Origin of the sequence: Streptomyces sp. N35, from assembly GCF_016464295.1 — a bacterium.
Lineage (GTDB): Bacteria > Actinomycetota > Actinomycetes > Streptomycetales > Streptomycetaceae > Streptomyces.
In genome coordinates, this window is the sequence record NZ_JAEIMH010000047.1 from 58,469 (window position 1) to 71,109 (window position 12,641).

The 12,641-nt window shown below is 70.3% G+C and carries 12 protein-coding genes; 6 read left to right on the plus strand and 6 right to left on the minus strand.

Annotated elements, in window-relative coordinates:
* Positions 1–209 precede the first annotated feature (209 nt).
* Complete coding sequence (gene aceB, locus JAO81_RS24705) at positions 210–1,835, minus strand: malate synthase A (RefSeq protein WP_199550112.1); 1,626 nt, start codon at positions 1,833–1,835, stop codon at positions 210–212.
* A gap of 256 nt (positions 1,836–2,091) precedes the next feature.
* A complete protein-coding gene (locus JAO81_RS24710; protein WP_199550113.1) occupies positions 2,092–2,700 on the minus strand; it encodes an NTP transferase domain-containing protein in 609 nt (202 codons plus the stop codon).
* A 96-nt stretch (positions 2,701–2,796) separates the two neighbouring features.
* Here JAO81_RS24710 and JAO81_RS24715 point away from each other — a divergent pair, with 96 nt between their 5' ends.
* Positions 2,797–4,779 (plus strand): serine/threonine-protein kinase, encoded by a 1,983-nt coding sequence (locus JAO81_RS24715; protein WP_199550114.1) that lies wholly within the window; start codon positions 2,797–2,799, stop codon positions 4,777–4,779.
* 144 nt (positions 4,780–4,923) lie between these two features.
* Positions 4,924–5,235: a DUF5955 family protein gene (locus JAO81_RS24720; RefSeq protein ID WP_199550115.1), complete on the plus strand. Its 312-nt coding sequence runs from the start codon at positions 4,924–4,926 to the stop codon at positions 5,233–5,235.
* On the opposite strand, the gene JAO81_RS24725 is transcribed toward JAO81_RS24720, so the two are convergent.
* The 3 genes from JAO81_RS24725 to JAO81_RS24735 all read right to left on the minus strand — a co-directional run bounded on the left by JAO81_RS24725 (position 5,219) and on the right by JAO81_RS24735 (position 6,838).
* Positions 5,219–5,605 carry a VOC family protein gene (locus tag JAO81_RS24725; protein ID WP_199550116.1) on the minus strand — a complete coding sequence of 129 codons (387 nt, stop codon included), beginning with the start codon at positions 5,603–5,605 and terminating at the stop codon, positions 5,219–5,221. The two genes, JAO81_RS24720 and JAO81_RS24725, sit on opposite strands and share 17 nt — an antisense overlap.
* Positions 5,602–5,895 (minus strand): helix-turn-helix transcriptional regulator, encoded by a 294-nt coding sequence (locus tag JAO81_RS24730; protein ID WP_165333532.1) that lies wholly within the window; start codon positions 5,893–5,895, stop codon positions 5,602–5,604. The genes JAO81_RS24725 and JAO81_RS24730 overlap by 4 nt, the downstream gene beginning before the upstream one ends.
* Before the next feature lie 145 nt (positions 5,896–6,040).
* Positions 6,041–6,838, minus strand: a complete 798-nt coding sequence (locus JAO81_RS24735; RefSeq protein ID WP_199550117.1) for an IclR family transcriptional regulator — start codon at positions 6,836–6,838, stop codon at positions 6,041–6,043.
* Positions 6,839–7,182: 344 nt separating this feature from the next.
* Between JAO81_RS24735 and allB the strand changes: the two genes are divergently transcribed.
* The 4 genes from allB (at position 7,183) to JAO81_RS24755 (ending at position 11,797) form a co-directional block, all read left to right on the plus strand.
* Positions 7,183–8,520, plus strand: coding sequence for an allantoinase AllB (allB, locus tag JAO81_RS24740; protein ID WP_199550118.1), 1,338 nt, complete (start codon positions 7,183–7,185; stop codon positions 8,518–8,520).
* A 4-nt stretch (positions 8,521–8,524) separates the two neighbouring features.
* Positions 8,525–9,649, plus strand: coding sequence for an allantoicase (gene alc / locus JAO81_RS24745; protein WP_199550119.1), 1,125 nt, complete (start codon positions 8,525–8,527; stop codon positions 9,647–9,649).
* A gap of 126 nt (positions 9,650–9,775) precedes the next feature.
* Positions 9,776–10,825, plus strand: a complete 1,050-nt coding sequence (locus tag JAO81_RS24750) for a DUF6236 family protein (RefSeq protein ID WP_233415863.1) — start codon at positions 9,776–9,778, stop codon at positions 10,823–10,825.
* Between the two features lie 21 nt (positions 10,826–10,846).
* Positions 10,847–11,797 carry a hypothetical protein gene (locus JAO81_RS24755; protein WP_199550121.1) on the plus strand — a complete coding sequence of 317 codons (951 nt, stop codon included), beginning with the start codon at positions 10,847–10,849 and terminating at the stop codon, positions 11,795–11,797.
* Here JAO81_RS24755 and JAO81_RS24760 read toward each other — a convergent pair.
* Entirely contained in the window at positions 11,749–12,480 is a 732-nt protein-coding gene (locus JAO81_RS24760) for an SDR family oxidoreductase (protein WP_199550122.1), read from the minus strand. The two genes, JAO81_RS24755 and JAO81_RS24760, sit on opposite strands and share 49 nt — an antisense overlap.
* Between the last annotated feature and the right edge of the window lie 161 nt (positions 12,481–12,641).

A 12,641-nucleotide genomic window follows, 5' to 3' on the forward strand; every position in this document is an offset into this window, starting at 1 on the left:
CCCCCGGGGGGGTTTGGAGCAGACCGGACGGAGGTGGGGAGGGGGGGGGGGGGGGCGGACCCCGGGTTTCGGGAAGAGTGGGGTCTCCCCTGCTCGAACGAAGTTGAGAGCTTGGGGATGGGTAGGGGAAAAAATCGCACCTGCCCGCAGACGACCGAGTGGCCCCCGGCAGAACCAGGGGCCACTCGGGCAGCACGCAAGGCGCAGACTCAGCCCTTGAGCTGCTCGTACGCCGGCAGCGTCAGGAAGTCCGCGTAGTCGGCGTCCAGGGAGACCTGGAGCAGCAGGTCATGGGCCTGCTGCCAGTGACCGGCCGCGAAGGCCTCCTCGCCGATCTCGGCCTTGATGTTCGCCAGCTCCTCGGCAGCGACCTCACGGGCCAGCTCGGCCGTGGCGGTCCTGCCATTCTCGAACACGACACCCGCGTTGATCCACTGCCAGATCTGCGAGCGCGAGATCTCGGCCGTGGCCGCGTCCTCCATCAGGTTGAAGATGGCGACGGCGCCGAGACCGCGCAGCCAGGCCTCGATGTAGCGGATGCCGACCTGGACGGCGTTCTGCAGACCGCCGAACGTGGGCTTCGCGTCCAGCGAGTCGATGGCGATCAGGTCGCCGGGCGCCACCGCGACGTCCTCGCGCAGCCGGTCCTTCTGGTTGGGCTTGTCGCCCAGGACCTTGTCGAAGGACTCCATGGCGATCGGCACCAGGTCGGGGTGCGCGACCCACGAGCCGTCGAAGCCGTCGCCGGCCTCGCGGTCCTTGTCGGCGCGGACCTTCTCGAACGCGACCTTGTTGACCTCGGCGTCCCGGCGCGAGGGGATGAACGCGGCCATGCCGCCGATGGCGTGCGCACCGCGCTTGTGGCAGGTGCGCACGAGCAGCTCGGTGTACGCGCGCATGAACGGCGCGGTCATCGTGACCAGGTTGCGGTCCGGCAGGACGAACTTCTCGCCGCCGTCACGGAAGTTCTTGACGATGGAGAACAGGTAGTCCCAGCGGCCCGCGTTGAGGCCCGCGGCGTGGTCGCGGAGCTCGTAGAGGATCTCCTCCATCTCGTACGCGGCCGTGATCGTCTCGATGAGGACGGTGGCGCGGACGGTGCCCTGCGGGATGCCGACGTAGTCCTGGGCGAAGACGAAGATCTCGTTCCACAGGCGCGCCTCGAGGTGCGACTCGGTCTTCGGCAGGTAGAAGTACGGACCCTTGCCGAGCTCGATGAGGCGCTTGGCGTTGTGGAAGAAATACAGGCCGAAGTCGACGAAGGCGCCGGGGACGGGCTTGCCGGTCTCGTCCACCAGGTGGCGCTCGTCGAGGTGCCAGCCACGCGGACGCATCACGACGGTGGCGAGCTGGTCGGCGTCCTTGAGCGCGTACGACTTGCCGGACTTCGCGTCGGTGAAGTCGATGTTCCGGTTGTACGCGTCCATCAGGTTGACCTGGCCCAGGACCACGTTCTCCCAGGTCGGCGCCGAGGCGTCCTCGAAGTCCGCGAGCCAGACCCTGGCGCCCGAGTTCAGGGCGTTGATGGTCATCTTGCGGTCGGTCGGACCGGTGATCTCGACACGGCGGTCGTTCAGGGCGGCCGGAGCGGGGGCGACCTTCCACGAGTCGTCGGCACGGATGTGCGCGGTCTCGGGCAGGAAGTCGAGGGTGGAGGTGCGGGCGATCTCGGCGCGGCGCTCTCCGCGGCGGGCGAGGAGCTCGTCACGCCGGGGCGTGAACAGGCGGTGCAGCTCCGCCACAAAGGCGAGGGCCGCATCCGTGAGGACCTCTTCCTGCCGGGGCAGGGGCTCGGCGTCGACGATGGCCAGCGGGGACGGCGCTGGTGCGGACATGAGCTGTCACTTCCTTCAGCGGGGGAGCCGTGCACGGCACTGAGTGCCGTCAGGTCCTGTATCGGGTCCTGGGCCGCCGGCCGCCGGCCAAATGGTGTTACGGCGGGGCGGGGCGCTTCTGACCAGTGGATAGTAGTTTTCTCATGGTGGAAGTTCAATGGTTTGTTGATATCGAGATTCTCCGGGTCGAGCGATCGTGGCGCTGAGTGCCACCATGGTCACCACCCGCTCCCATACTCGTTTCCACCTCTGGCCGCTACGGCTCCAGGCGCGCCAGATCCGCCTCGGTGTCGATGTCGTACGGCTGCGCCACATCACCGCATTCGACCCTCGTGATCTCGTCCTCATGGGCCTTCAGATAGGTCCGCGCGCCCCGGTCGCCGCTCGCACCGGCCGCGATGTCCGTCCAGTGCCGCCGCCCGAAGAGCGTGGGATGTCCGCGTACCCCGTCATAGGCCGCGGTCACCAGCGAACCTTCATCGTCGTACGCGGCCGCGACCCGCGCCACCGCCTCGGGACCGATCCCGGGCTGATCCACCAGCGATACGAGGACGGCCCGCGCGTCCGTACCCGCGAGCGAGGTGAGCCCGGCCCGCAGCGAGGAGCCCATGCCGTCGGCCCACCCGGGGTTGTCGACCAGGACGCAGCCGGGCAGGGCGGCCCGCTCCCGTACGTCGGCGGCCTGCGCGCCGAGCACCACATGCACCCGCTCGATGCCCCCTGCCCGCAGCACCCCCACCGCGTGCTCCACGAGCGGCCGCCCGCGGTGCGTGAGCAGTGCCTTGGGCCGCCCGCCGAGCCGCCGCCCGCCACCCGCGGCGAGAAGCAGCCCGACGACCAGGTCGCTGTTACGTGTATGTGCCATACCGAAGACATACAGCATGGTCTGTGGGCCGCTTGGTTCCGATAGGGTTCCGGACGTCTCGGGTGGCAGCAAGTGCACGGTGGGGAACCAGAGTTGATGAGCAGTCACAACACCAATGGCGTGTTCAAGCCGCTGGAGGGCGACGATCCGCAGGCCGTCGCCGGCTACCGGATCAGTGCGAAGCTCGGCGCGGGCGGCATGGGCAAGGTCTATCTCTCCTATACGCCGGGCGGCCGGCCGGTCGCGATCAAGGTGATCAGGCCGGAGCTGAGCGAGGACGCCGAGTTCCGCCGCCGCTTCCGGCAGGAGGTGCAGTCGGCCCAGCGTGTGCAGGGCCTCTACACCGCACCGGTCATCGACAGCGACGCCGACGGCAACCATCCCTGGCTCGCCACGGCGTACGTGCCCGGGCCCGCCCTGTCCGCGGCGGTCATCGAGCACGGGAAGCTGCCCGTGGAGACGGTGCTGCTGCTCGTGGCGGGGATCGCCGAGGCGCTCCATGTGATCCACGGCGCCGGGATCGTGCACCGGGACCTCAAGCCGTCCAATGTGCTGCTCGCCGCCGACGGGCCGCGCGTCATCGACTTCGGGATCGCGCGCGCCGCGGACGCCACCTCGCTCACGGGCAGCGGGGTCACCATCGGCACGCCTTCGTTCATGGCACCCGAGCAGGCGGCGGGGCGGCCGTGCACGCCGGCGACCGATGTGTTCGCGCTCGGCCAGGTCGCCGCCTTCGCCGCGATGGGCACGCCCGCGTTCGGCGAGGGCACTTCGCACGGAGTGCTCTACCGCATCGTGCACGAAGAGCCGGATCTGACCGGACTGCCCGAGGACCTGCGGGAGTTGGTGACGCGCTGCCTGGCCAAGGACCCGGCGGCCCGGCCCTCCGTGATGGAGGTCATCGCGCTGTGCCAGGCGGCCAACGCGGAGACCGTTCTGCGGCGTCCTGAGGACTGGCTGCCGACGGCGGTCGCGGCGGACATCACCCAGCGCGCGGCAGCCCCGGCGCCGGTGCAGACGCCGCCGCCCGTACAGGCGCCCCCCGCCCCGGGGCAGCAGGCGGCCCCGCCCGCCCCCGCCCAGCCGCCCGTCGCCCCGGTTCAGGCCCCGGCGGCGCCCGTCGCGGCGCCCGCTCCGCAGGACATCCCGCCCGCGGTGCCCCTGCCGACCGCGGGCATGCCCGCCGCACAGCAGCACACCCCGCCTCAGGGCGCGGCGCCCATGACGCATCCGCAGACGGCTCCGGCGACGCAGGTGCAGGGCCCGGGCACTCCGCCGCCCGGCTTCGGCCCGTCCCCGTACGACACGGCGGCGCTGCAGCAGCCTGCGCCCGGGACACCGCCCGGCGGCACGCCCCCGTACCAGCAGGGGACGGGGGCGTACCCGGGGCATCCCAACCCCGGGGCCGCGGCGGCCCCGGAGCCCAAGGAGGGCCGCACGCTCCTGGCCGTCGCCATCGCCGCGCTGGTCTTCGGGGTCGGCGGCGCGGCCGGTGCGTACGCCCTCCTGAAGGACGACGACAAGGGCGAGCGGAACCAGCAGGCCGGCAGCGACGGCACGCCCGCGCAGGACGGTTCCGATGAGCCGGCCACGCAGGATCCGGTGACGGACGAGCCGTCGGGCGCTGTGGATCCGACGGAGAGCGGCACCGACGGCACGGATGTGGTGCAGGATCCCGAGCCGGTGGAGTTCAAGGGCATCGACCTGGTCGACGGCTATCACCTGAGCCTCGCCGACAAGCCGGTCAGGCCGGCCGACTCGGAGGCCGAGGGGCGGCAGGACGTCGTCTACGACGGCTACATGGACGCGAGCCTCACGACCAACCACAACAACAAGTACATCCTCCTGAACGACACCCAGGAGCCCACGCTCAAGACGTGCCGGGAGGAGACCCGGTACACGTCGAGCATCGACCTCGACAACGTCTCCAAGGGCAGCAACATCTGCCTCCTGACGACGGCCGGGCACATCGGGATGATCAAGTACAACGGGCGGGCTCCCGCCTCGGACCAGAGCAACTACGTCAAGCTCGACGTGACGGTCTGGCGCAACGCCATGGCGGCCGAACCGGAGAACTGACGCGCCCTCCACGTCACCGCGGTGGCGCCCGGTGCACCAAGTGGCGTTTACTGTCCGGCGTCCCGAGTGGCTGACCACCACCCGGACGCCTGACGAGACAAGAACGTACGAAACCGCACAATGACGTGCGACGGGGGATCAACTGTGTTGCAGAGCGTGGGGCAGAGGCGGCCGGTGACGGACAGCGGCGAGGATCCACGGGTGAGCGAGCTGCTCGGTGCCGTGGCCAGGCTGCGCCGTGAACTGGCCGGACATCCGGCGGAGTTCCCCGACCGGGGCATCGCCGAGGACGAACTCGCGGCACTGCACGCGATGGCGCTCGGCGGCGCACCCGAGCCCGCCCGGCTGCGGCGCTCGCTGCTTCTGGTCGCCGGGGCGATCGGTTCGGTGAGCGCGCTGGCCGCCGCGCTGGCGGCGGTACGGGAAGCGGTGGACCGGCTCAGTTCATCTGGATGATCTGGATCAGGTTGCCGCAGGTGTCGTCCAGGACCGCGGTGGTGACCGTGCCCATCTCGGCCGGCTCCTGCGTGAATGTCACGCCCAGGTCGCGCAGCCGCTTGTACTCGGCGTGCACATCGTCGACCAGGAACTGCGCGACCGGGATGCCGTCCGCGACCAGGGCGGTCTTGTACGGCGGCACGGCGGGGTGCTTGCCCGGCTCGAGCAGCAGCTCGGTGCCCTCGGGCGCCTCCGGGGAGACCAGGGTGAGCCACCGGTCCTCGCCCAGCGGGATGTCGTGCTTCTTCACGAAGCCCAGCTTGTCGACGTAGAAGCGCTCGGCCCTGGCCTGGTCGTCGACGAAGACGCTGGTGATGTGGATCTTCATGGGGTGCTCTCCGGGGGGTGGGGTCTGAGCCATCGCGTGACGATCTGCTCGAGAGGCTGTGTGTCGAGGTCGTGGAACTTGTAGCGGCCTTCGCGTCGTGAGACGACCAGACCCGCCGTTTCCAGTACCGCCAGATGCTGGCTGACCGCCTGGCGGGTGAGCGCGAGCTCGTGCTTCATGGCCAGGCGCGAACAGATCTCGAACAGGCTCTGGCCGTCCCGTTCCGCCAGCTCGTCAAGGATGGTCCGACGGGTGGGGTCGGCCAGCGCCTTGAAAACATCCTCCGACATGACCGCCACCATAGGCAAGTCATCACTTGCCTATCAAGTCGGGTGCCCGTCGGTCGGCTCGTGCGGAACCTGCTGGGCGTGGGCCCGGGCATGCCTGAGGGGGTACGCCGAGTCGGTCGGCGTACCCCCTCGGGGAAAGTGCGATTCAGGAACCGTTGGTATTGGCCAGCGCCACCGAGAGCTCCGCCGCCACCTGCTGCAGGATCGGCACGATCCTGTCGGTCGCGGTCTCCGTCACACGGCCCGCGGGACCGGAGATGGAAATGGCCGCCGCCGTGGGGGAGTTGGGCACCGAGACCGCGAGGCAGCGGACCCCGATCTCCTGCTCGTTGTCGTCCACCGCGTATCCCGTACGGCGCACCTCTTCGAGTGCGTCGAGGAAGGCGTCCGGCGTGGTGAGGGTCTTCTCGGTCGCGGCCGGCATGCCGGTGCGGGCGAGCAGCGCCCGTACCTCCTCGGCGGGTGTGTGCGCGAGCAGCGCCTTGCCCACGCCGGTCGAGTGCGGCAGGACCCGGCGGCCGACCTCGGTGAACATGCGCATCGAGTGCTTGGACGGCACCTGCGCCACGTACACGATCTCGTCGCCGTCGAGCAGCGCCATGTTCGCGGTCTCGCCGGTCTCCTCGACCAGGCGCGCGAGATACGGGCGCGCCCAGGTGCCGAGCAGGCGGGACGCCGATTCGCCGAGGCGGATCAGGCGCGGGCCGAGCGAGTAGCGGCGGTTGGTCTGCTGGCGGACGTAGCCGCAGGCCACCAGGGTGCGCATCAGGCGGTGGATGGTCGGCAGCGGCAGTCCGCTGGTGGCGGAGAGTTCGCTGAGGCCGACTTCTCCGCCCGCGTCTGCCATCCGCTCGAGCAGATCGAAGGCGCGCTCGAGGGACTGGACACCGCCGGTGGCTGCGGTGGCCTTGGTGTCGGTGGTGCTGGCGTTGGACGTCGGCACAGCGCGGTCCTTTCGTACAGGCAGGAAAGAGAAGCCTATCGCCCGGCCTGTGGCCGACGGGTGGCGCATGGGGTGCTGTCCGGGCCGGTCAGCACCTGTTTGTCCGGCTGCGGGCGATGCCTTCCTACGACCAGGGCCTCTCTTGATTGTGCCATGATCCATTCTGTAGTCTGAAATTCAGTTTCCGCTCTATGGAAACCTCCAATTGGCCTGCGGCTCCTCTTCCGCCCCGCGGGGAGGGGGTTGACGGGTCGCAGTCCCGGGGCGAGACTCCGTTCAACAGACCGTTGAATTTCCGCACAGCGGAAGATTCGGCGGCAGGCTCTACGGAAGTGAGGGTGAGGGTGTCCGACGTGGAACTGGTGGTGCGCTCGACCAGAGTGGTCACCCCGGAAGGGACGAAGGCCGCTTCGGTCTCCGTCTCCGACGGGAAGATCGTCGCTGTCGCTGCCCATGACGCCGAGGTGCCGGCCGGCGCCCGGCTCGAGGACTTCGGGGACCTTGTCGTCCTCCCCGGCATCGTCGACACCCATGTCCACGTGAACGACCCGGGCCGTACCGAGTGGGAGGGCTTCTACACGGCCACCCGCGCGGCCGCGGCCGGCGGCATCACCACGCTCGTGGACATGCCGCTCAACTCCCTTCCGCCGACGACCACGACGGACAACCTCCGTACGAAGCAGGACGTCGCCCGCGCCAAGGCGCACATCGACGTCGGCTTCTGGGGCGGCGCGCTCCCGGACAACGTCAAGGACCTCAAGCCGCTGCACGACGCCGGGGTCTACGGCTTCAAGTGCTTCCTGTCCCCGTCCGGCGTCGACGAGTTCCCGCACCTCGACGGTGAGCAACTCGCCGCCTCCATGGGCGAGATCGCCGGCTTCGGCGGCCTCCTCATCGTGCACGCCGAGGACCCGGGAGAGCTGGACGCGGCGCCGCATCTGAGCGGCCCCAAGTACGGCGACTACCTGCAGACCCGTCCCCGTATATCCGAAGACGTGGCCATCAAGGGTCTGATCGACACGGCCAAGCGCCTGAACGCCCGTGTCCACATCCTGCACCTCTCCTCCTCCGACGCGCTGCCGCTCATCGCCGCCGCGAAGGCCGAGGGTGTGCGGCTGACCGTCGAGACCTGCCCGCACTACCTCACGCTGACCGCCGAGGAAGTCCCCGACGGCGCCAGCGAGTTCAAGTGCTGCCCGCCGATCCGCGAAGGCGCCAACCAGGACCTCCTGTGGCAGGCGCTCGCCGACGGCACCATCGACTGCATCGTCACCGACCACTCCCCGTCCACCGCCGACCTCAAGACCGATGACTTCGCCACCGCCTGGGGTGGGATCTCCGGTCTCCAGCTGAGCCTCGCGGCCATCTGGACCGAGGCGAAGAAGCGCGGCCACACCCTCGACGACGTGGTGCGCTGGATGTCCGCGCGCACCTCCGCCCTGGTCGGTCTCGACCAGAAGGGCGCCATCGAGGCCGGCCGCGACGCGGACTTCGCGATCCTCGCGCCGGAGGAGACCTTCACGGTCGACGCGGCCGAGCTGCAGCACCGCAACAAGGTCACCGCGTACGCGGGCAAGACCCTCAGCGGTGTCGTGAAGTCCACCTGGCTGCGCGGGACACGCATCTACGCGGACGGCGAGTTCACCGAGCCCGCCGGCCGCCTTCTCGAAAGGAACAACTGACACCGTGGCGTCTGACATAGCCTCCTTCACCGGTAACGCGAACCCTTACGGCGGCGGCGACCCCTGGGCCGACTACCGCACCGCGGACTTCCCGTTCACGCAGTACGCCAACCTCGCCGACCGCACGCTCGGCGCCGGTGTCATCGCCGCCAACGACGAGTTCTTCGCGATGCGCGAGAACCTGCTCGTGCCCGAGGCCGCCGAGTTCGACCCCGAGCACTTCGGCCACAAGGGCAAGGTCATGGACGGCTGGGAGACCCGCCGCCGCCGCGGTGTCTCGGCCGAGCAGCCCTGGCCGACCACCGAGGACCACGACTGGGCCCTGGTACGCCTGGGCGCCCCCGGCGTGATCCGCGGCATCGTCGTGGACACCGCCCACTTCCGCGGCAACATGCCGCAGGCCGTCTCGGTCGAGGCCACCAACTGGGAGGGCGCCCTGGCGCCGACCCCGGAGGAGCTCCTCGCCGACGACGTGAAGTGGACGACGATCGTCCCGCGTACGGCAGTTGGCGGCCACGCGGCCAACGGCTTCGAGGTCACCACCGAGCAGCGCTTCACGCATCTGCGCGTCAACCAGCACCCCGACGGCGGCATCGCCCGTCTGCGCGTGCACGGTGAGGTCGTGCCGGACCCGAAGTGGCTCGCCGCGCTCGGTTCGTTCGACGTGGTGGCCCTGGAGAACGGCGGCCAGGTGCTCGACGCCTCCAACCGCTTCTACTCCTCGCCGGTCAACACCATCAACCCGGGCCGCTCCCGCAAGATGGACGACGGCTGGGAGACCGCCCGCCGCCGCGACAACGGCAACGACTGGATCAACTACCAGCTCGTCGCCGAGTCCACGATCCGCGCGATCGAGATCGACACCGCGTACCTCAAGGGCAACTCGGCCGGCTGGGCCTCCCTTTCGGTGCGGTCGAGCGAGGACGCCGAGTGGCAGGAGTTCCTGCCGCGCACGCGCCTGCAGCCCGACACCAACCACCGGTTCGTCCTGGACGCCCCGGTCGTCGGCTCGCAGGTCCGTATCGACATCTACCCCGACGGCGGCTTCTCGCGCCTGCGCCTCTTCGGCTCCCTGACCGAGGACGGTTCGGCGAAGCTGGCGGCCCGCCACCAGGAGCTCGGCGGCTGATCCCCGCCCGCTGAACGTGAGGCGCACCGGGAGGACAGCCCTGGTGCGCCTCATCTGCGTATCCCCGTAAGCCATTTGGGGATACGCCGGTAGGCCGCCGCGCCGCCCGCTAGCGTTGATCGACGGTTGTCGGTGCGCATCTGGGGGACCGCGGTGGCCGTACTGCTCTACTACCCGCTGGTGAACCCGCCGGACGAGATCGTTCACCAGTCCCTGCTGTACTGGGACGGCATCGCCTCCGTGGTGCCCGCGGATCCGGAGATCCGCGCGGTGGCGGTGGGCCCGGGACTGAGGGAGCTGGAGCAACGAGGGCTGTACACGCCGCTGACCCTCGGCGAGCGCCGTCTGCTGAGCGATCTGACCCCGCTGTACGCCCCTCGCGTCACCTCTTCCGACGGGCATCACGCATCCGTCCTCCTGCAAGAACTGGCGGCTCTCGCCGCCCGCACACGGACACCGGTCCCCACCGAGCCGCCCGAGGGCATCCTCTACCGGACGAAGACCAGTGGCGGGGTCGAGGAGTACCTGACGAGACAAGGCCTCGCCGTCCCCATCCCCGGCGACAGACGGCGGTTCGCCGTGTCCAGGGAGGTGCAGGAACTGATCCTCTCCATCACCGCCCGCGAAATCTCCGCACGCCGCGGCGACCGCGCCTTCTTCCCGTATACCGACAGCCGTACCGCTCAGCGGATGGCTCTGCGTCCCGTGGCCCGTGCGCGGACCCTGGCCTGGGAGATGGAACTCGGCAGACTCCTGCCCGTGCCCGCGCCCGGCACCCCCACCGCCGAGGTCCTCGCATTCCGCGAGAAGTACCAGGACGAACGCCTGCGGCTCATGCGGGCCGTGCACCGGGTGCTGGGCGAGCTGCGGCGCGACTACGAACACCCCGCGGACGTCTTCGCGCAGCTGCGGGTGGAACTCGAACAGGCCACCGCCGACTACCGGTCGGCGGTGAGCAGCAGCCGCACCGTCTGGGTCCACCGTTCGGTCACGGCCACGGTCGCCCTGGCCGCCGCGGCCGGCGGCGCGCTGCTGCTGCCCGACCTCGGCTGGCTCCTCGGCACCGTCGGCGGGTTCGCCCTCAACGTCGCCACCCGCGAAATCCGTCCGGTGCGGTCCCGGCGCCAGGACCATGACTTCAGCTATCTGCATCGCGTACGCGGCACACTCGCCTGACACCTCAGGAGGCGGACAGGTATGGCACTGCAGCGCTATGGCGCCCGGTTGTGCGCCGATCGGCCCTGGGCGGTCGATGTGACGGTGCCCGGCCGTGACCGACCGCTCAGCTGCAAGGTTCTGGTCGAGGGGAACGCCCTCGTCCCGGCCGATATCGACCGGGCGCTCGGGGACATCGGCTTTGTGCGTCTGGGATACGTCGAGCCCGGGGCCCTGGTGGACGGCGCGGAGTTCGACGTGCTCGACTTCTGTCCGCAGGACGCCGACCCGGACGGACCGTCCGCCGAACAGGCCGCCGTCGAACTGGCATTGGCCCGCGGCACCAGGGCGGTCATCGTGAGCATTCCGGCCTGTGCGGCGGACCAGGTGCGCGAGACCCTGGCCGAGGTGCTCGGACGCGGGACCAGGCAAGGGTCCTGGTCCAACGCCTCCCTGCGGTTCGTCGCCCACAGGGTCGACGCGGCCACGGTGGAGGTGGCGCTGCCCGCCTCCGTGTACGAAAGGGCGCTGGGCGCTTTGGAGAGGGCCGGCGGGCACACCCTGGACGCAGCCCGACGGGACCCGATCCAGCGCCTGGTCGGGCTTGCCCAGCAGGCGCGCCTGAGCACCGGCCCCTGGCCCGCCCCGCGCGAGGCTCTCCAGGCCGCCCTGCGCCAGGCCCTCGCCCGGCCCGGCGCCGAAGGACTGGCCGCGCGGGACGAACTGCTCGACGTCGTCGGCCGGTTCGTCGCGGCCCACAGGACCGCGACCCGTGCCGACGACGCCGAACAGCGGCGGCTGCAGGCCGAGCGCGAGGGCCTTGACGGCCAGGCCGAGCGGGAGGGCCTTGACGGCCAGTCCGTCGGCGCCGGGCTGGGCGGCCCTGACCGCGCGACCGTGCAGGACCGCCTGGACCGTCCCGCCGAGCAGGGCCGCCCCGGCCGTCAGGCGGCGTGTCCGCCGTCCACGGACAGTTCGGAGCCGGTCACGTAGGACGCCTCCTCACTGGCCAAGTACCGCACCATGGAAGCGACTTCTCCCGTGGTGCCGAAGCGGCCCACCGAGGTCATCGCGGCCTGTGGTTCCGCGTACGGGCCGTCGGCCGGGTTCATGTCCGTGTCGATCGGCCCCGGGTGCACGATGTTCGCGGTGATCCCGCGCCCGCCCAACTCCCTTGCCAGCGCCTTGGTCAGCCCGATCAGCGCGGCCTTGCTCATCGCGTACAGCGTCCCGCCGGGACCCGGCACCCGCTGCGCCATGCAGCTGCCGATGGTGATGATCCGCCCGCCGTGGCCAAGACGTACCGCGGCGGCCTGCGAGGTGAGGAACACCGAGCGGACGTTGACGTCCATCACCTGGTCCACCGTCTCGGCCGAGAAGTCCGCCAACGGACCGAGCGCGCCGATGCCCACGTTGTTGACGAGGACGTCCAGGCGTCCGAGAGCGGCGACCGTCCGCTCGACGGCACCGACCGAGGCCGCCGGATCCGCCGCGTCGGCCCGCACCGCGAGCCCGCGCCGCCCGGTCGCCTCGATCTTGGCGACCACCTCGCGGGCGGCCTCCTCGCCGTGCACATAGGTGATCGCGACATCGGCGCCTTCCTGCGCGAGGGCCAGCGCGATCGCCGCGCCGATCCCGCGGCTGCCACCGGTCACCAGAGCCACTTTGCCGTTCATGGGCCTTCTCCCTCATACGTCTTCCGAAGTGGTTACGTGTTCAAGTTCATCGCGCGGACAGCCCGGACGCTGGCGGGGATCGGACACCTAACGAGCTCGTGCATGGTTGGCCGTGGCGCATCGAGTGCCGCGAGCTGGCCATCGTGTTCACGTTCGCGTAC

Excerpts from the sequence above, each read along its gene's own strand:
- aceB (WP_199550112.1), bottom strand. The coding sequence starts at position 1,835 with ATGTCCGCACCAGCGCCGTCCCCGCTGGCCATCGTCGACGCCGAGCCC.
- JAO81_RS24710 (WP_199550113.1), bottom strand. The coding sequence starts at position 2,700 with ATGGCACATACACGTAACAGCGACCTGGTCGTCGGGCTGCTTCTCGCC.
- JAO81_RS24715 (WP_199550114.1), top strand. The coding sequence starts at position 2,797 with ATGAGCAGTCACAACACCAATGGCGTGTTCAAGCCGCTGGAGGGCGAC.
- JAO81_RS24725 (WP_199550116.1), bottom strand. The coding sequence starts at position 5,605 with ATGAAGATCCACATCACCAGCGTCTTCGTCGACGACCAGGCCAGGGCC.
- JAO81_RS24730 (WP_165333532.1), bottom strand. The coding sequence starts at position 5,895 with ATGTCGGAGGATGTTTTCAAGGCGCTGGCCGACCCCACCCGTCGGACC.
- JAO81_RS24755 (WP_199550121.1), top strand. The coding sequence starts at position 10,847 with ATGGCACTGCAGCGCTATGGCGCCCGGTTGTGCGCCGATCGGCCCTGG.
- JAO81_RS24760 (WP_199550122.1), bottom strand. The coding sequence starts at position 12,480 with ATGAACGGCAAAGTGGCTCTGGTGACCGGTGGCAGCCGCGGGATCGGC.